General features: G+C 66.3%; 22 protein-coding genes. 1 reads left to right on the forward strand and 21 read right to left on the reverse strand.

Translation table 11 applies throughout. The features are described from left to right. Nucleotides 1–8: 8 nt before the first annotated feature. Nucleotides 9–467, reverse strand: coding sequence for a hypothetical protein (locus PARHAE_RS05435; RefSeq protein WP_126153589.1), 459 nt, complete (start codon nucleotides 465–467; stop codon nucleotides 9–11). A 62-nt stretch (nucleotides 468–529) separates the two neighbouring features. Further along, complete coding sequence (locus PARHAE_RS05440) at nucleotides 530–1471, reverse strand: phage capsid protein (protein WP_126153590.1); 942 nt, start codon at nucleotides 1469–1471, stop codon at nucleotides 530–532. 380 nt (nucleotides 1472–1851) lie between these two features. On the opposite strand from PARHAE_RS05440, the gene PARHAE_RS05445 reads away from it, so the two are divergent. Continuing rightward, nucleotides 1852–2472, forward strand: a complete 621-nt coding sequence (locus PARHAE_RS05445; RefSeq protein ID WP_126153591.1) for an NYN domain-containing protein — start codon at nucleotides 1852–1854, stop codon at nucleotides 2470–2472. Here PARHAE_RS05445 and PARHAE_RS05450 read toward each other — a convergent pair. The 19 genes from PARHAE_RS05450 to PARHAE_RS05535 form a co-directional block, all read right to left on the reverse strand. Then, entirely contained in the window at nucleotides 2455–2685 is a 231-nt protein-coding gene (locus PARHAE_RS05450) for a hypothetical protein (protein ID WP_126153592.1), read from the reverse strand. The genes PARHAE_RS05445 and PARHAE_RS05450 overlap by 18 nt on opposite strands. Then, nucleotides 2682–3668, reverse strand: a complete 987-nt coding sequence (locus PARHAE_RS05455) for a hypothetical protein (RefSeq protein ID WP_164555155.1) — start codon at nucleotides 3666–3668, stop codon at nucleotides 2682–2684. Before PARHAE_RS05455 ends, PARHAE_RS05450 begins: the two co-directional genes overlap by 4 nt. Next, nucleotides 3668–3967, reverse strand: a complete 300-nt coding sequence (locus PARHAE_RS05465) for a hypothetical protein (RefSeq protein ID WP_126153594.1) — start codon at nucleotides 3965–3967, stop codon at nucleotides 3668–3670. Before PARHAE_RS05465 ends, PARHAE_RS05455 begins: the two co-directional genes overlap by 1 nt. Next, nucleotides 3964–4143, reverse strand: coding sequence for a hypothetical protein (locus PARHAE_RS21000; RefSeq protein ID WP_164555156.1), 180 nt, complete (start codon nucleotides 4141–4143; stop codon nucleotides 3964–3966). Before PARHAE_RS21000 ends, PARHAE_RS05465 begins: the two co-directional genes overlap by 4 nt. After that, nucleotides 4140–5786 (reverse strand): portal protein, encoded by a 1647-nt coding sequence (locus tag PARHAE_RS05470; RefSeq protein ID WP_126153595.1) that lies wholly within the window; start codon nucleotides 5784–5786, stop codon nucleotides 4140–4142. The genes PARHAE_RS21000 and PARHAE_RS05470 overlap by 4 nt, the downstream gene beginning before the upstream one ends. Continuing rightward, nucleotides 5786–5965: a hypothetical protein gene (locus PARHAE_RS05475; protein WP_164555157.1), complete on the reverse strand. Its 180-nt coding sequence runs from the start codon at nucleotides 5963–5965 to the stop codon at nucleotides 5786–5788. Before PARHAE_RS05475 ends, PARHAE_RS05470 begins: the two co-directional genes overlap by 1 nt. A 188-nt stretch (nucleotides 5966–6153) precedes the next feature. After that, entirely contained in the window at nucleotides 6154–6669 is a 516-nt protein-coding gene (locus PARHAE_RS05480; RefSeq protein WP_126153597.1) for a hypothetical protein, read from the reverse strand. Beyond that, nucleotides 6666–6956 (reverse strand): hypothetical protein, encoded by a 291-nt coding sequence (locus PARHAE_RS05485; protein ID WP_126153598.1) that lies wholly within the window; start codon nucleotides 6954–6956, stop codon nucleotides 6666–6668. Before PARHAE_RS05485 ends, PARHAE_RS05480 begins: the two co-directional genes overlap by 4 nt. 3 nt (nucleotides 6957–6959) lie before the next feature. Then, entirely contained in the window at nucleotides 6960–7268 is a 309-nt protein-coding gene (locus tag PARHAE_RS05490; RefSeq protein ID WP_126153599.1) for a Gp49 family protein, read from the reverse strand. A gap of 2 nt (nucleotides 7269–7270) precedes the next feature. After that, nucleotides 7271–9043 carry a hypothetical protein gene (locus tag PARHAE_RS05495; protein ID WP_126153600.1) on the reverse strand — a complete coding sequence of 591 codons (1773 nt, stop codon included), beginning with the start codon at nucleotides 9041–9043 and terminating at the stop codon, nucleotides 7271–7273. Between the two features lie 185 nt (nucleotides 9044–9228). Next, complete coding sequence (locus PARHAE_RS05500; protein ID WP_126153601.1) at nucleotides 9229–9888, reverse strand: hypothetical protein; 660 nt, start codon at nucleotides 9886–9888, stop codon at nucleotides 9229–9231. A 471-nt stretch (nucleotides 9889–10359) separates the two neighbouring features. After that, complete coding sequence (locus tag PARHAE_RS05505) at nucleotides 10360–12276, reverse strand: hypothetical protein (RefSeq protein WP_126153602.1); 1917 nt, start codon at nucleotides 12274–12276, stop codon at nucleotides 10360–10362. Between the two features lie 2 nt (nucleotides 12277–12278). Next, entirely contained in the window at nucleotides 12279–12554 is a 276-nt protein-coding gene (locus tag PARHAE_RS05510; protein WP_126153603.1) for a hypothetical protein, read from the reverse strand. Between the two features lie 20 nt (nucleotides 12555–12574). Continuing rightward, complete coding sequence (locus PARHAE_RS05515; protein WP_126153604.1) at nucleotides 12575–12841, reverse strand: hypothetical protein; 267 nt, start codon at nucleotides 12839–12841, stop codon at nucleotides 12575–12577. Beyond that, on the reverse strand, nucleotides 12838–12996 hold the full coding sequence (locus tag PARHAE_RS21005) for a hypothetical protein (RefSeq protein ID WP_164555158.1): 159 nt from the start codon (nucleotides 12994–12996) through the stop codon (nucleotides 12838–12840). The genes PARHAE_RS05515 and PARHAE_RS21005 overlap by 4 nt, the downstream gene beginning before the upstream one ends. Then, nucleotides 12983–14128 carry a DUF7146 domain-containing protein gene (locus PARHAE_RS05520; RefSeq protein WP_126153605.1) on the reverse strand — a complete coding sequence of 382 codons (1146 nt, stop codon included), beginning with the start codon at nucleotides 14126–14128 and terminating at the stop codon, nucleotides 12983–12985. Before PARHAE_RS05520 ends, PARHAE_RS21005 begins: the two co-directional genes overlap by 14 nt. After that, the gene (locus PARHAE_RS05525) at nucleotides 14125–14538 is read right to left on the reverse strand and encodes a hypothetical protein (RefSeq protein WP_126153606.1); all 414 of its coding nucleotides are present in this window, start codon (nucleotides 14536–14538) and stop codon (nucleotides 14125–14127) included. Before PARHAE_RS05525 ends, PARHAE_RS05520 begins: the two co-directional genes overlap by 4 nt. After that, entirely contained in the window at nucleotides 14535–15425 is an 891-nt protein-coding gene (locus PARHAE_RS05530; protein WP_126153607.1) for a hypothetical protein, read from the reverse strand. Before PARHAE_RS05530 ends, PARHAE_RS05525 begins: the two co-directional genes overlap by 4 nt. Then, nucleotides 15418–15741: a hypothetical protein gene (locus PARHAE_RS05535; RefSeq protein WP_126153608.1), complete on the reverse strand. Its 324-nt coding sequence runs from the start codon at nucleotides 15739–15741 to the stop codon at nucleotides 15418–15420. Before PARHAE_RS05535 ends, PARHAE_RS05530 begins: the two co-directional genes overlap by 8 nt. Between the last annotated feature and the right edge of the window lie 117 nt (nucleotides 15742–15858).

A 15858-nucleotide genomic window follows, 5' to 3' on the forward strand; every position in this document is an offset into this window, starting at 1 on the left:
CGCCCGCGTCAGCGGAAGCGGTAATGGATTTCGAACAGCATCGACCCCGCTGCCGTGGCATTGGCGGGGCCATGCGCATACAGGCTGATGACCCCGGATTTCGGGGCGGCAGCCAGGCCGAGGATTTCCCACAGCCGTTTCTGGTGCGTTGCGCCCAGCCGGGTGATCGGCGTGACCGTGGCGCCCGCACTTTTGGCGACGGTGACCAGGGCGTCGATGTCGGTTTCCGTGCCGATCGACACGGTGGCAAAGCCCCAGGTATCGACCTTGAAGCAGGTCAGCGCGTCCAGCAGCGCGTCGGCCGGCAGGTCCACCAGGTGATAGCTCGACCCGGCGCTGTCGCTGGCGGCATTGGTCACACGCCCCGCCGACACGATGGGGCGGCCGCGGGCGATTTCGGGATCGGCGCCGGAATACAGGGTCGCCGGGTCGCTGATCAGATCGGATTGGCCTTTCACGATAGCCATAATGTTCTCCAGATTTCAGGGGGAAAGGACACGGCCGGGCGGACCCGGCCGTCATCTGACCGTCAGGTCGGTTCCTTGCATTCGATCACGATGACCGCCTTGTCCTGCGCCCGGACCGCATCGTAATACGCATCGACCAGGACATAGGGCAGGTTCTTGGCGTGGGGGTCGTTCCAGATCTTGCCCTCGATGCCCTGCCACCGGGCGGCGATGATGTTGTTCTTCGACCAGATCGGGCACAGGCGGATGTCATCATCCGTCTTCGACTTCATCGGGGCGCGGTTGGTGACGATCCAGTTGATGCCCAGCAGCGACGTGGCCTTGCCGGATTTCAGCTGCTCAATGGTGAAGGCGTTCAGGGACGGACCGCTCTGCTGGGCGATGGCCAGCAGATCGTCTTCCTGCTGCGGCGTGATCAGGCCATACAGGGCATCGTTGTCTTCCAGCCCGAATTCATCCGTCTTCAGTTGCAGGCGCGCGGCCCGGAGCTTTTCGATGGTCAGGCCCTGGCTGTTGTGAGTGATGAACTGGGTCGAGGGCAGCGGGGTGGCGACACCGGGGGTCTTGCCCTCGCGCGCGCGCCCCAGGATCCCGCCCTCGGTGACATAGAAGTTGCCATCGTCGCCCTTGCTGACGCCCAGGATCAGGTCCATCTTGCCGCGCCGCACCGCATTGGTATGCGCAGTGACGTAATTGGACGTGGGGTCCATCGCGGTTTTGAATTTTTCTTCCTTCTCGATGTACTGGCCCGACTCGATGGGATCCTGAAACACCACCCAGCGGCGGGTCTTGCCGATCGGGTTTTCCGGGTTGCGGCGGCTGTGCTGTTCGCCGCGCTGATACTCGGCCTCGCCGATCAGGTCCGAAACCGCCATCGCCTCGCCCGAGGCGGGGATTTCGTTGACGGCGCCGTCCAGCGGGTTCTTGGTCTGCTGCGCGACCATCTGCACGCTGGCCGCGTATTGGATCTTGTGATGCTGCTCAACGAGCATTTCTTGAGGCATAGCCCCCTCCTGAAAAACTGAATGATGGTTTTTCGGAGGGGTTGCCCGGCAACCGGACCCGCCCTGGCTTTTGTCGGGGGCCTACCCGGCAGTCTTTCCCGCTGTCGTCTGGACCCCTCAAACAAGGGGTTGCCCGTCAAGGATCAGAAATAGCCACAGGTCAGGGCGTTGCGCCAGAAAAAAATGAGACTGAAAAGCCTAGCGTTACTGGGGTGCTGCACTTAAATTTAGGGAAGTTGGCAGTTCGCACTGCTTACCCCGCTTGACTATGCACACTGCACGACCTAGATTCTGTTCATCCACCTTGCAGGTATATCCTGTAAGATAGAGAGCCGCATCCTAGGACTGGATGCGGCTCTTTTCTGTTGTGGAACAACTAGATGCCTAAGCGTACAATTGTCTATGTTGACGGTTTTAACCTCTATCATGCTCTTGACGAACTGCGGGACGACAGCCTGAAATGGCTCTGCCTGCGACGCCTGTCAGAGTCGTTTCTTAGGCACGATGAGGAACTGAAGCAGGTAAAGTATTTCTCTGCCTACGCGACTTGGATGCCCGATGCGCACGCTCGGCATCGCGACTATGTGCAAGCTCTGATGGCCGAAGGCGTGAAGTTCGTCGAAGGCAATTTCAAGAAGAAGTCGCTCAAGTGTCGCACCTGTTCCTCCCAGTACTGGACACACGAGGAAAAGGAGACAGACGTAAACATCGCGATTCATCTTGTCCGGGACACTCTGCAAGACAGTTATGACAGGGCGATCATCATCTCCGCAGATACCGACATGTGCAGCGCGATCGACATGGCGCGACAACTCAGCGGTACAAAGCAAGTCGATGTTATTGCCCCACCTGGTCGCTTTGCTCGATCGCGCTCACTCAAACCTCTTCTTGAAATCCAGAAAGGGCGGCTCAAAAAGTGCCGCCTGAACGAAACTTACGACTTGGGTAAAGGAAAGACTGTTTCAGCCCCGGTTAAGTATCGGTTACCTTTCCAACCCTGAATTCGATCGAACGACCCACCCCTCAAGATCCTCGCGAACCTCATACGACATGTCGATGATCTGATCCTCATGCGGGGCATAGGGCCAGGCCTCGCGCTTCAGCCGGTCCAGGGTGGCGCGGCCGATGATGACCGTGACGGCCTCATGCCCGCGCATCATCAGCTGCGCGCGGGCATGGGCGATCTGGCCCAGAAGATCGTGGCCCTGGCTCACTTGGCCCCCGCCGCCATTTTCGCCAGCCGGTCGAACTGGGGCCGCAGGCGGGCGATGGCCTCGCTGTCGCGGGCGGCGCTGGCCTTGGCCCATTCGCCGTCCGGGGCCATGAACTTGTTGAACTCGGCCGTCGCCTCCTCTTTCGACATGCCGAAGCCGCTGGCCCCGGCGCGCAGGCCGATGCCCTTGTCCTCGGCCATGCCCTCGCCCAGGGCGGCGAACATCTTGATCGCCAGGGTCTGACCCGGCGCGCCGCTGGACAGTAGGCCGACCACCGCCTTGATGCCCTCGGCGTCCAGGCCTGCCTGTTCGGCCAGCGCGGCGGCGGCCTGGCGGGCGCGGGTCGTCTTGACCTCGGCATCCTTGCCCCATTCGCGGTCAAGCTCGGCCGACAGCTTGGCTTCCGCCTCGCGCATGTCGCGCTCGATACTGCCGTTCAGCTCGGCGATATGGCCGGCATACATGTTCGCGACCTCCTGGGCGTCTTGCGGCGACAGGCCCAGCTCGAAGGCCTTTTCGCGGAATTTCCCGGCCAGGTCGTCGTTCCAGGCGATGTCGTCGGTCAGGCCCTCGGGGCGCGTGATCTCGTATCCCGAGGCGTCGGCGGGCAGGTCGAAGGCGTCGGCATGGGCGCGGCGCCATTCGGCCAGGGACTGATCCTTGCCGGGCTTGTCGATCACCTGGTCGATGGGGCGGCCGAACCGGCGGTCGGCGGCCTGGCCCATGCCGACCATCTTCAGGATCGCCTCGGACGGATCGGCGGCGGCCGTCACGCCCTTGGCCGTCATCCAGGTCCGGGCATCCTCGGGGATCCGGGCGTCTTCGAACCACTTGGCACCGCCATCGCCCGCGCCAGCTTCGGCACCGGCTGCCGCCGCGGCGGCTGCGGCATCGGCCGCAGCGCCACCATCGCCACCGGCGCCGCCGTCCGCGCCCTCGGCCGAGAAATATCGGGTCACATGTCCCAGGTTCCGCATGAACATCATCTGTCCTCCATCATGGCATTAAGCTCTGTTTGGCTGACGCCCATCAGCGCCAGCAGTTGCAGACCCAGATCGCGGCGTCCGGCCTCATAGGCCAGCCGCGCCGGGTCCAGTTCAGGTGTCGAAAACCCGTCCACGAAGCGGGCGGGCTGCATGGTCAGCAGGCCGGAAAACCTGATGACATCGGCGGCAAGCTCGGGCGCGACGGCCCGGGCATTGCGCCATCGGCGGGCGGTGTCGCCCGTCGAGGGCTTGTGCGGGATCAGTGCCCGGATGACGGTGAAGCGGTCCCAGATCATACGATCCCCTTTTCGACCGCTACTGGTTCAGGAAGTGTGACGACATTGCCACCGGCGTCCCATTCGTGCTGGCTCTTCGGCAACCAGACGTTGGCGTCGAGCCCGAAATCGAAACAGCGGGCCTTTTCTGTCTCCCGGATAAGCCGGGCCTCCAGGTCGATCAGGTTAGATCTCACTGCACCATCCCCCCGCCCTGCATCTCGGCCCCGGCGCCGGCCAGATCCTTCACCGCCCCGGCCAGCGGTCCGGCATTCTCCAGCAGCGCGGCCTGCTGCTGGGCCTGCGCCTGCGCCTGGGCGATGGCGTCGGCCTCCTCCCGCGACCGCAGCATCCGCGCGGGCAGGGACGGGCTTGCCTCGTGCAGGGCCTCGATGACGGCATCGGGGTCCAGGCGCTGCAAATACCGGGGATCGGTCTGGGCCAGCGGCGCCAGGTTGCCCAGGAACTGCACGATCGCCATGCCCTCGCGCGCCTTCATCGCCATGCTGGCGGCGGACTGATACCGCATCCCCAGCGGCAGGCCGGTGGCTTCCTTGGGCGGCGGCGGGATTTGCCCGGCCCGCCACAGCATACGAAACCGCCGCTCGACCTTCTTTGCGGCGTATTCCTCCATGATGCGGTCAGAATGGGGCGCCCAGTTCCGCATCTTCGCTTCTTCGATGATCAGCGTTTCCTGCGGCGTCAGGCCGGTGCGGCCCTGCACGGTCATCAGGGCATAGTGGAAGGCTTCCTTCACCTCCTCGACCTTCTTCTGCTTTTCGGCATCGGTCAGGCCGATCCCGCCGCCCATCTGCAACGGCGCGATCATCTGACGGCCGCGGATGTCCATGCCGCCATAGACGATGGCGCCGGGCCGGATATGGCCGTGCAGAGGCCAGTCCTCTCGCGACGGGGCCATCAGGGTGGGGTCGGACGCCCATTGCGCGGCCTTGATGGTGGCATGTTCCATCTGCTGCACCACGCGGGCCGAGGCGAGCGCGATGAAACCCGGCCCGGTGCCGATGGTGTGGCCGCTGTCCACGTCCCAGCGGGGGACGTAATAGGGCATTTCCTCGTATCCGCGTTCGCTGACCAGCCAGGCGTTTTCGTCGCAGACATACATGGATTTCCAGGGCTTCTGGTTCGACAGCCGCCCCGGCCGCCAATCCGCGTTGTTGAAGACGTGGTGATAGAAGGGCAGCTTCGTCTGGTCGTTCTTCTCGGCCAGGTCGTGGATCCGGGGGGGCAGTTCGCCCCGATCGCGGAAGAAGGCCAGGGCGCGGCGGGGCGTCAGGTGGAACTTGCGCACCACCTCGCTGACCCGGCCCCAGGCGTCGATGTCCCAGACCAGCTCGGACAGGGACAGCGACACGTCCATGAACTTCTGTTCGCGTTCGTCCAGCTCGTCATAGGCGGCGGCGTTGCCGAAGGCCGCGATGTCGGAATAGCACTGGAAGGTGCTGGAATAGAACGACGACATGGCGGGCTTGAAGGACGACAGCACCCGCGCGGTGGCGATGTCGTTCCATTCGGCCATGGGCTGCCAGGCGTTCAGATCCTCGTCCGGCGTTTCCAGCCCGAACCAGCGGTTGGCCGGGTTGGTCAGGCCGGAATAAATCCCGGCGGCGAAGCTGCTGGCGGCCAGGATGGGCTGGCTGGACAAAGCCTTGACGTGATCGCGATTGGTCGGATTGTCCTGGGCGAAGCCGCCGCGCTGCGGACGGATCAGCCGGGCGATGTCTTCCCAATCGCTTTCGTGACCGCCGCGCAGGGCCTTCAGTTCGGACCAGCGGTCGATGGCATCCTTGGCCGCAGGATGGTTCTTGCGGTGGCTGTCCATCACTGCGCCACCCCGCCCAGCGTGGGCGTGTGCGGGATGCCCGACGCACTGGTCAGCACGTTGGCGGCCGCCCCGGCACGGCGGCGGCGCAACCGCGCCTCAAGATCGGCGCTGCGGATGCTTTCGGTGTTGTCGAAAGCCGCGATGGGCGCCGGGGCCGGGGTTTTCGGGGTTTTCATGAGGCACATGTGTCAGATCCTTTCGTTTTCGAGAGAACGTTTTGCCTCTTCCCGAGCATTCGGACCATCGCGCAGGCCTTCGCACTGTCTGCACTTCGGGCAGCACACGTCTTCGGTATTGACGTTGGCCAAAGTTCGGCGTGTTCCAGTCCACCCGCAACGGCATTCGACCGTGTAATCCAAGGGCATCATTCGATCTCCAGATCAGGGACCGCCCCCGCCACATAGGCGAACTGGCGGAAGGTTTCGGTTCCGTCCGGGCCAAAGCCCGGCATGTCGGTTTCATGCTGAAAGCCCACCAGCCGTAGGAAGGTGCTGGCGCGCGGGTGGCCCGCCCAGGCGCGGGCCTCGATCCGGTGGATGCCCAGATCGTCGCACAGCCCCGGCATGTTGGTGCGGATCGCCACGGCCACCGCCACCAGCTCGCGCCGGAAGCGGCGATGATCGCGGGCCAGCATCGCCGCCTGGGCCACGCCCCCCTGGCCGGTATGGCCAAGGGCGACCAGGGCGAACGGCGTGCCCGCCCCGGTGTTGACGACCCAGCTTTTCACCGTCGCCCCCTGCATCGCGCGCCAGTCGGCCCAAATCGCCAGGTGCGAGGATCTGGCCCCGCGCGTGGCCTCGGCCTCCAGCTGGTCGAACGGGTCCAGGTGACGGATCACCTCCATGGCCGCGAAATCGTCGAAGGGGCGAAGGCTGATCATTCGGCCGAAGCCTCCAGCGGCAGTTCAGCATCCAGCGCCAGAACCTTGCGGCGGGCGGCGTTGGCCCAGTTGGTGACGGCACCGTGGGCGCCGCTGGTGCTGGTGGCGGTGATCCCGGCCATGCGACAGGTGCTGCCGCCCGCGCCGTTGCGGATCGGGGTCAGCTTCATGCCCTCTTCCCGCTCCAACCGGGCGCGCAGGTCCAGGAACTGGCCCTTGTGCTTTTCCTCGATCTCGGCCGCGAGGCTGCGCAGTTTGGCGGCGTCCAGTTCGGTTTTCGTGGTCATGGGTCAGGCCTCCCCGGCCATGCGCTCACGCAGGGCGTAGCCCTCCAGCGGCCACATCTGCCGAACGGCATCTTCGAACGCGAACTTCTGACCCAGATCGAGGTCGAAGTTCTCCGGGTCGGCCGGGGCCGACTTCCCGACGAGCGAAAAGCCGTTCTTCAGCCTGATGACGCAGATCGTCATGTGCGGCATCACGTCAGGCCAGAGGTATTCCGTTGCCTCGACCTTCGCGATCATGCTGTCCAGCGTGACGCGGTTATCGGTTTTCGAAACCGCAGCTGCGGCGGCGTCCCCGAGTTTCAGGCTATCCATGGTCATCGTCCTCCATAGGGGTTCAGCACGTCGAACCCGGTGCGCAGCCCGCCATCGCCCCCGGACAGGGGCGGGCCGCCGTTGTGGCCGATCAGGCCGGTGGGTTGTCCGGGGAAGCTTCCGACGCTGGTGCCGTCGGCCTTGTGTTCCGACAGCAGCAGGTATTGCAGGGCGTCCATGACGTTCGCCTCGGTCAGCGATTTGTCAGGCACCTTGCGCTTGTCGCCCTGGGCGTTGACCTCGTCCGTCCAGACATAGCGGGCTTCGAACCCCGCGATCAGGAAGGCGCAGGACGGGTCGATCAGCAGGCCCACGCGCCCGGCATGGATCGGGGCCTCCAGCGCGGCGCGCACGGCCTCCAGGCGGGGCTGGATGCGGTTGGTGCCGATCCGCTGGGGGCGGACGCGGAACCCGCAGGCGCGTCCGACCAGCAGGTTCCAGGTGTCGTTTTCGTCCGCGGCCTGCGAGGATCCGTGTTCGCCCGCCATGTCCGCCCACCCGCCCTCGATGCGCGCGCCCGGCCAGCGGGTTTCCAGCGCCTCGGCCAGGCGGGTGCCGAACACCTGCGCCATCAGCCGTTCCTTTGGGAAATGCAGCTCGCCCAGGATTTGCCACATGATCCGGCGATGCAGGCCCGTGCCTTCGACCACCACCTGGCCGATGACGGCCGCGCCCTTGAAGCCCTGGTCCAGGCCGATGCGCAGCGGCACCCCCGGCCAGGGTTTCAGGGTTTCGTCGGCGACATGCAGGCGGCGGCGGAATTCCCGTTGGAAGACGGGTTCACCGGCGCGGGCATGGACGATCTTGTTGAAGACCAGGCGGTCCACCTTGTCGCCGCGCCCCAGGGCGCGCAGCAGGGCGATCTGCTTGGAATAATACCCCGGCGACAGGTTTTGCAGGTTCTCGGCCCCGTCTTCGCCATAGCCGGGCTGGAAGTGGAACCGGAACAGGATCGGCCGCGCGCCCGCCGGAAGATCGGCGTTCATCGTCTTGACGATCTCGTCCATCTTCTCGGGCTTCAGGATCAGCTCGGCCAGCCAGTTATCCGGCTCGGGCGCGTTGAAGTCCCCGACGATCTGCCCGAAATCCAGCAGTTCCTTGGGATAGCCCGCGAAATGCTCCATCCCCGGATGACGGTTGATCCGGGTGATGCCGTTCAGGATCACCTCGATCGGGTTGGTGTCCATCTCGTGCAGCCAGATGTCGGTCGTTTGCAGACCGCGCATGGATCCTTCGATGTCGTCGCCGAAGGCCATGAACTCGACCGTCATGACGATGTCGTCGGACCAGGTGCCCTGGTGTCCGGGCGGCGGCGGGACGTGGGTGCCGTCGTTGAACCGCATCACGAAGCTGACCGGCCCGCCCTTGCCGCCGGACCAGTCGCCCAGGTGCTTGGGATAGACCTTCAGGAAGTCGGGGATCGTGGTCGACCACAGCTGGCGATAGGTTTCGCGCACCACCAGCAGCTTGTAATGCCGCATCCCGTCGATCACCGAACGCGGAATCGACATGGCGCGCCTGGTGCGCGATTTCAGGATGGTGGTGGTCTTGCCGCTGCCCACCGGCCCCTGGACGCCGACCACGGCGCTGTCGTCCCAATAGGCCGCCTCGGCGATCGGGCCGGGGAAGGCAGGCGTGTGAAGTTCTAACTTGCCACCCGTGACCGGGGGCGATAGCAAGGAAATCGCCTCGGCTGCGGTCATCGCGGCCAGCTGATCGGGATCCAGGTGATCCGCCCCCCCGACCCCGTTTTCGGTCGCCCTGGGTTCAGACATGGGCACGCCCCCCCGACCCCGCCTGCTGGCATCCTGGGTTCGAATTTTTTCCGATTGGCCCCGAAATGGGGGATGGCCTCACAGCCAGGGGCGGAAGGACTGCGCGCGCGACCACCCCCCGGGGGGTCGAGGCGGTCGGCAGTTGATTTTCAATCAATTGCGGGTGGCGATTTTTTCCAATCATTTCAAAGGTCTCCATCGTCCGTCCGACGATCCGTGCGGGGCGCTTCGGATGGCTGATCGCCAAGTGTTTGATATTGCTGGATTTGATGGGGCATCGGCGGCGGGCCGATCCGACGCGCATCAGGCGTCACGTCGCGCGCCTGGTCGATCACCTGGGCGGGCCGCTGGGCCGCCTGCTGGCCGCCTGCAACGACGATCTGGGTCACATTGACCGGCGCGGCGTCAGGCGTGGCCTTGGGCGCGCCATAGGGCATCAGGGCGTCCGCCGCGCGCAGGCGCATCGCCAACAGCTGCATGAACACGTTGACGCGCTGCGTCAGCGTCTGGACGGCTGGCGCGCCCTTGACGCTGCCCGCGCCGCTTTCGGCCCAGGCAACGATCCGCTCGGCATCGGCCATGGTCGCCAGGATCACCTCGTCGCGGTGCTGGAGGCCTGCCATCTCGGCCAGGACTTCCTCGGGCAGCCGCAGCCCGCGCGAGGCCAGCCATTCGCGCATCTGCGACATGGCGCGGCCCGCGCCACGGCCGCGCCGCACCTCGCCGCCCTGGTCGGCCTGTTCGTCGGGCAGCAGGGTCAGCTGCTGCTGCATCGCGCGGCTGGCCTCGATCCGCTCGGCGGCATCGCGGGCCAGGGCCTCGAATTGGTCATTCGGCTTGGTCACAGCAAAAACCCCTTATTTTTCAGTGCCGTTGTGGGCCAAGCCATTGACGACGCTGCATAATTCAGGGGGGCACAACGGTAAAAATCCTTCCGTTGTGGGTGCCGTTGTGGGTTAATCCATTGGTCAGAAAGGATTTTATCTAAGTCACAACGGCACAACGGTATATTTTCATATCCCTCACATGTGTGTGTGCGCGCGCGCGCGCATAAATCGCGCGCGGGGGAAAACACCGTTGTGCCGTTGTGGGCAACGGTCAACCCTTTGATTTCGCTTGAAGAAAACCCACAACGGTGGGCACAACGGCAGGGTGGTCGGACCGTTGTGCCGTTGTGGCCTTCGGACCCCTGACCCATGCGCGGAAGGGTTGTATCGCGCAGGACCGTCTGGCGAATTATGGCATATCTGCGGGGTGCGGGCCACGGGAAAGAACGGCGGGATTTCAAGGGCCTGAAAACGGGTGGGGGGCGCATGTCAGATGTAGTCCTCGAAATCCTTGGGGGTTGAGGGCATGTCGCCCATCGGGGCATGAACAACCGGCGCGCGATCCATCGGGAAGGCCAGAAGCCCGCCGATCGAGCGCAGCGGGATGTAGACGCCGCGCACGCGCTGGCCTGCCAGGGTCAGGGGCTGTTCGACCGGGTGGGCCTCCGGCACACGTCTGGATGACTGCGACCATACGCCGTTCGCCCATCGGCTGTGTTCGAACAGCTTACACAGGCCGGGCAACGGCTTGTTGGCGATGAACAGCTCGGCCGTGTCGCCGGCGCCCTTGACCCGCAAACCGGCCTTGGCGAGCTTTTCGTTGGCCCGTTTGGCGGCGTCGCGCCGCTCCTGGTCGTCGATCTCGGTCAGGCCGCTGTCGCCCGTCCTGATCAGCTCCCTGGGCGCCGAGGGCAGCGCGGCGGCCGCCATGATCCAGTGGGCGACCGTGAACATCTCGCCGCGCCGATACACGTCATAGGGCTGGCCCAGCAGGTGCTGGATCATGTCCTCGGCGTCCGAACCGATCTCGTCCGTGTCGCGCCTGGCGGCCTTGGCGATCTTGGCGGCCCAGCCTTGCAGCGTGTCGGGTGTGGGCAGCGCCTCGGACAGGGCCATGTCGGCCATGGCCAAGGTGGTGGCGTAGTTATCGCCGTTCCGCCCGCCCAGACCGGCTTCTGCCAGCGCCACGCGCCACAGGGACAGCCGTTCTTCCCAGGTCGGCCATCGGTCGATCAGGATCCGCTTCAGCCGGGCGCCTCGCGCGCGCCAGGTGCGCGCGTCCATCGCGGGCTTGGGCGCGTCGGCCGGCAGCGTGTCCAGGTTCAGGATGATCAGCCTGGACCGATCCTGGGGCCCCATGCTGCCGGGGATCAGGATCGAGCTGAACAGGAACGCCGAATACACGTTGCCCGACGCGCCCTTCTGGTCGGCCGAACCGCGCACCCACTGCCCGCCCGACGACGCGACGCGGGCCAGCAGGATGATGTCGCGCTCTTTGCTTGACCCCTCGTCGCCCGGCTCCAGCTCGTCCAGCAGCACGGGCAGCGACGAATGGCCCAGGCGGCTGGTGATGCCGCTCTTGGTGGCGTCGGTGGACTTGACCATGCCCTTGTCGCCGCCCAGCAGCCAGGCGATGAAATCCTGAAACGTCGATTTGCCGGACGCCTTGTCGCCGGTCAGCCAGTATGCCGGGCGCCAGTCCAGGGCGCCGCACAGGATCAGAACGCAGATCATGCCCAGCGACAGCATCGGATCGCTGTCGGGGCGCTGCCAGGACCAGGTGGACAGCATGGCGATGATGTCCGGCGCGGGATCGCCCTTGCTGTCCGGGGGCGCGGGGGCCGGGATCGGCGGATAGGCCGGGTAAATCTTGCCGTCGATGTCGTCGGGCGGACGCTCGCCCTCGGCCGTGAGCAGCACCTTGCCGCAGTGATAGATCAGGCGGCCGTCGTCATCCTTCCAGGCTCCGACGCCGCGCACCGTGCCGTCGGGGTTGAACAGACCCCTTTCGGCACAGGCGGTCATCATCGCCGTGCTGGCCTGCATCTGATTAAATTTGCCCTGGATGATCGTTTGGCCATCCCCCCTGGCATAGGCCGGGTAATGACGGCACAGCAGCTCGATGCGGTCCTGGAACAGCGACATCATCGTCTGCCCCTCGTGTTTTTTGACGATCCGCATCTGGCCCAGGCGGTCCAGGTAGAAATATAGATCGCCATTGACCCCCAGCGCCCGCACCGGACAGTCGGGCCAGATTTCGCCGGGCTGGGGGCCGGGATCGCCCGCATCCGGGGGCGGGGGGCCGTCCTGCGGCGGCTGGGCGGCGGTTTCAGGGGCCGCATGGGCCTCGGCGGCGACGGGGGCGTGGGCCAGCTGCTGGCCCAGGTCGTGGATCGGGTCTGCCATGGTCAGTCCGCCCGCACCGGCCGGGGCCGCGTCAGCGAATGACCGGCTGCGGCCAGCTCCATGACCTGCTCCAGGATCGCGATCGTGCCTTCGCCCATGCCGTCGTGGCGCAGCAGTTCGGCGCGGCCCAGATCGGCCACCTGGCCCAGCGTCATGTCGGCCCAGCACCCGCTGCAATAGGGGCGGTAGGGCAGGCTGTTGGGTTCCGACAACTTGCGCAGGCGATAGACGCAGTGGCCGAAGGACGGCTTCAGCGCGGCCCAGTTTATGTCCCGCATGGGGATGGTCCGCCACTCGGTCATGACATTAACCGCCGTTTGGCATCGAGCAGCGGACGGATGGCCTTCAGCGCAGTCTCTTCGTTCAGTTCACCAAGGCAGCGGTGCGCAAAGGCTTCGTTTTCATCCTCGTCTTCCGATCCAAGGCAAAGCGACATCGAAAACCCGATGCCGTCATGATCGGGAATGCGAAAGCGCAGGGAGGCCTGTCCCTTATCATTGTCCTCGATCGATGCGAGAACCTGTCCAATGCCATCGATGCAATACAGCTTGCAAAAATCGATCATCCCAGCACCCACCCCAGCACGGTCGCGGCGCCGATGCCGGCCAGGACCCAGAACGCGACGATCCACAGTCCCAGGCCGCCCCAGATCAGGCAGGGCAGCCGGTCGGCAAACATCGATACACCGGCCCGCAGCCGGTTTGCCTCACGCAACAGCATGATTGTCCCTTTCTCGCAGTATGCGCGCGCGCAGCGCGTCGTTCAGATCCTTGCCGCCCTCGTGGTTTTGCCAGACCCGCACCGTGCGCCCGGCGCGGCTGTGGGCGGCGACCGCCTGGGCCAGTGCCGCCTGCTGCTCGGGCTTGGGGTCGTTGTCGGCGATCAGCGTCACCTCGGCGATCGCCGGGGGCAGCGCGACGCCCCCGAAGTTGGTCAGGCTGATGGCGGCGATCACCCGCGCCTCGGGCAGCAGGATGGCGGCTGACAGCGCGTCCTCGATGCCCTCGCTGATCCAGACAGCGCTGCCGTCCGGCGCGTCGGACAGCGGCTTGCCCGCCCCGCCGCGCGGGCCGATGCCGCGCCACAGGTGGATCGACCCGCCCGCATAATCGCCCAGCACCTTCTTGGGCTTGGGCACCGGGGCCTTGTCCCAGCCGCCCCGGCCATCCGGCGCCAGCCAGGTCCGGTGGCAGGCGACGGCGCGGCCCTGGCCGTCATTGACGATCGCCAGCATGGCCGGATACTCGCCGTCCCAGACCTCGCCCGTCTTGCGGTCCAGGTGCCGGTATCGGACGGCGGGGTGATAGCGCAGCGCGCCTGGCTGGCGGCCCAGCCGCGCCAGGTCGATGCAGCGGGTGTCGCGCAGGTAGAATTCGACCGGCGTGCCCCGGATCTTTTCTTCGCCCGACAGCCACAGCGCCAGGGCGCCCCTGCGCCGCCGCTCCTTGGCCTCGGCATCCTTGGCCCTGGCCTCGGCCGCCAGGCGCAGCGCGCGTTCTGCGGCGGCCTTGCGGCGGGCGGCATCCTCGGGGCTGTCATGGGCCAGGCCCAGCCAGGACCGCGCCTCGCGCACCGCCTCGGACAGGGTGCAGCCCAGCGACAGTGCGATCAGGTCGATCAGGTCGCCGTGGTCCCCGGTGGCATAGTCGTTCCACCGGCCCGCCTTGGCCCCCTCCAGCGTGACAACGAAACTGCCCACGCTGTTGTCGGCGCGGCCGGGGTTCAGCGTCCAGTATTGCCCGCCATCGGTATAGCTGCCGGGCGCGGCGGGCGCATAATGCCGCGCGACGGCATGACGCTGGGCCAGCAGCAGGCCCTTGATTTCGTCCAGGCTGTAGGTCTGGCGGGTCATCGCCGCCCCCGCAGCAGGGCCAGCAGCGCCAGCGCGGCGATCAGCAGCGTCGCGCCGCCCGCCATGACCGGCACCGGGGCCAGTGGCGGCATCGGCTCGGCAGGCTCGCGGATGATGCAGCACGGGCCATCGCCGCCGATCAGCGGCGGCAGGCCCAGGACACCGGCAATGGCCGGACTGGGGGTCGAGGCCGCGCCCAGGACAGCGGCGGGCAGCACCGCCAGCGGATCGACCGGCAGCGCCGTCAGCATCGATCCGGGCGGCACCTTGCCCGCCAGGGGCGCATCGTCGATGGCGCAGGCCTCGGCGTTGTCGACCACCGCGCGAAAGCCGGTGCCCGCGATCCAGCAGGGCGCAGCGGGGGTGCAGGGCGCCAGGCCGACGCCCGGAACGGTGGCGGCGGGGATCATGCCGCGGCCTCCCCTGCCAGCTGGCGCAGCACCAGCATCAGGTCGGTCTGCACTTGCAGCGGCACCCCGCGGCGCAGATCGGCCGGATCCATACCCAGCAGCGCGGCCCAACGGGCCAGGACCGCCTGCCGGTCGCAGCCCAGCTGGTCGGCGATCAGTTCCAGCCCGGTGCGGGCGATGATCTGCTCGGCCAGATACAGATCGTCCGCCGGCGTGAAATCGTCGGGCAGCTGGATGATCCGGGTCATCAGCTCGCGCTGCGCGCCGGTCAATGCCTGCGAGGGCAGAGGGACCGGCGTGACCGTCGGGATCACGGTGATGGGCGGTTCGACGGGCGGCGCAGGGGGCAGCGCCTTCGGGCGCCAGCCGGTCCTGAATTTCCGCAGCGCGGTATAGACCGCCGGGACCGGCCGGTTCAGACGGCGGGCGATGGCCGATCCCGTTTCGCCTTTGTGGTGCATGTCCAGCGCGATCTGCACCTCATAATCCTCCCAGGGCAGCCCGGCGCGATCCGGGACGGCAGGGGGGGGTGCGGCCGGTGTTTCCACGGCCGCAGGAGCAGGTTCCGGGACGGGCGCGGCTTCCGGCGGCGACGCGGGATGCGGCATGATGGGCTGGGGGATCGGGCCGGGGCTGACCAGGACGCGTCCATCGCCCATGTCGAGCGTGTGGACCTCGGTCGGGGCCGGGACCGACCCAACGCAAGTTTCAGGCTTCTGAGAACTTCCAACTTTCGGCTCGGAAAGTTGGATCGGCACCTCATTGGGCCAGCCGGTTTGCAGCTCGGTGATCCAGCGCATCATCTCCGCGACCTGGTGCGCGGGCATATCGGGGGCGATGGCCGCCACGCGCTCGATGTCGGACAGCGAAACGACCGGCTCACGCATGGGGATACCTCTCGCGGATCATGTCCCAGGCGGCGGCCATCTTGGCGCGGTGGTAATCGCGGATAAGCGGGGCGTGGCGGGACCGCAGGATGTGCAGATGCCGTTCGCTGGCCTCGACCAGCTCGGGCGCGATCCGATGGAAATGCGCCAGCGCCAGGTTGTCCTGGTTGGTGTCGTCCAGGACGCGGCGCAGGATCGTCTGGATCATGGCGTTGTCGCGTTCCCGCTCCTCGGTCACGAAATGATCGACAAGCAGCGTCCCGCAGCCATGGATCAGCACATGGTCTGCGGGGGTAAGGCGGATCGGGGTGTTCATGGGCCGTCTCCGGGTTGATGGAAAAAGACCGGCGACGGTGGGTCGAGGGGGGGGGAACCGCCGCCGGTCAGGTGGCCCCGAGGCAGGGGCAGCAGGCTTGCGCAGATGTCGTGGCCC

The organism is Paracoccus haematequi (assembly GCF_900631945.1).
Lineage (GTDB): Bacteria > Pseudomonadota > Alphaproteobacteria > Rhodobacterales > Rhodobacteraceae > Paracoccus > Paracoccus haematequi_A.

Bases quoted from the DNA above. Each gene is read 5' to 3' on its own strand.
- PARHAE_RS05435 (WP_126153589.1), bottom strand. From the start codon at position 467: ATGGCTATCGTGAAAGGCCAATCCGATCTGATCAGCGACCCGGCGACC.
- PARHAE_RS05440 (WP_126153590.1), bottom strand. From the start codon at position 1,471: ATGCCTCAAGAAATGCTCGTTGAGCAGCATCACAAGATCCAATACGCG.
- PARHAE_RS05445 (WP_126153591.1), top strand. From the start codon at position 1,852: ATGCCTAAGCGTACAATTGTCTATGTTGACGGTTTTAACCTCTATCAT.
- PARHAE_RS05455 (WP_164555155.1), bottom strand. From the start codon at position 3,668: ATGTTCATGCGGAACCTGGGACATGTGACCCGATATTTCTCGGCCGAG.
- PARHAE_RS05465 (WP_126153594.1), bottom strand. From the start codon at position 3,967: ATGATCTGGGACCGCTTCACCGTCATCCGGGCACTGATCCCGCACAAG.
- PARHAE_RS05470 (WP_126153595.1), bottom strand. From the start codon at position 5,786: ATGGACAGCCACCGCAAGAACCATCCTGCGGCCAAGGATGCCATCGAC.
- PARHAE_RS05475 (WP_164555157.1), bottom strand. From the start codon at position 5,965: ATGAAAACCCCGAAAACCCCGGCCCCGGCGCCCATCGCGGCTTTCGAC.
- PARHAE_RS05480 (WP_126153597.1), bottom strand. From the start codon at position 6,669: ATGATCAGCCTTCGCCCCTTCGACGATTTCGCGGCCATGGAGGTGATC.
- PARHAE_RS05485 (WP_126153598.1), bottom strand. From the start codon at position 6,956: ATGACCACGAAAACCGAACTGGACGCCGCCAAACTGCGCAGCCTCGCG.
- PARHAE_RS05490 (WP_126153599.1), bottom strand. From the start codon at position 7,268: ATGGATAGCCTGAAACTCGGGGACGCCGCCGCAGCTGCGGTTTCGAAA.
- PARHAE_RS05495 (WP_126153600.1), bottom strand. From the start codon at position 9,043: ATGTCTGAACCCAGGGCGACCGAAAACGGGGTCGGGGGGGCGGATCAC.
- PARHAE_RS05505 (WP_126153602.1), bottom strand. From the start codon at position 12,276: ATGGCAGACCCGATCCACGACCTGGGCCAGCAGCTGGCCCACGCCCCC.
- PARHAE_RS05510 (WP_126153603.1), bottom strand. From the start codon at position 12,554: ATGCGGGACATAAACTGGGCCGCGCTGAAGCCGTCCTTCGGCCACTGC.
- PARHAE_RS05515 (WP_126153604.1), bottom strand. From the start codon at position 12,841: ATGATCGATTTTTGCAAGCTGTATTGCATCGATGGCATTGGACAGGTT.
- PARHAE_RS21005 (WP_164555158.1), bottom strand. From the start codon at position 12,996: ATGCTGTTGCGTGAGGCAAACCGGCTGCGGGCCGGTGTATCGATGTTT.
- PARHAE_RS05520 (WP_126153605.1), bottom strand. From the start codon at position 14,128: ATGACCCGCCAGACCTACAGCCTGGACGAAATCAAGGGCCTGCTGCTG.
- PARHAE_RS05525 (WP_126153606.1), bottom strand. From the start codon at position 14,538: ATGATCCCCGCCGCCACCGTTCCGGGCGTCGGCCTGGCGCCCTGCACC.
- PARHAE_RS05530 (WP_126153607.1), bottom strand. From the start codon at position 15,425: ATGCGTGAGCCGGTCGTTTCGCTGTCCGACATCGAGCGCGTGGCGGCC.
- PARHAE_RS05535 (WP_126153608.1), bottom strand. From the start codon at position 15,741: ATGAACACCCCGATCCGCCTTACCCCCGCAGACCATGTGCTGATCCAT.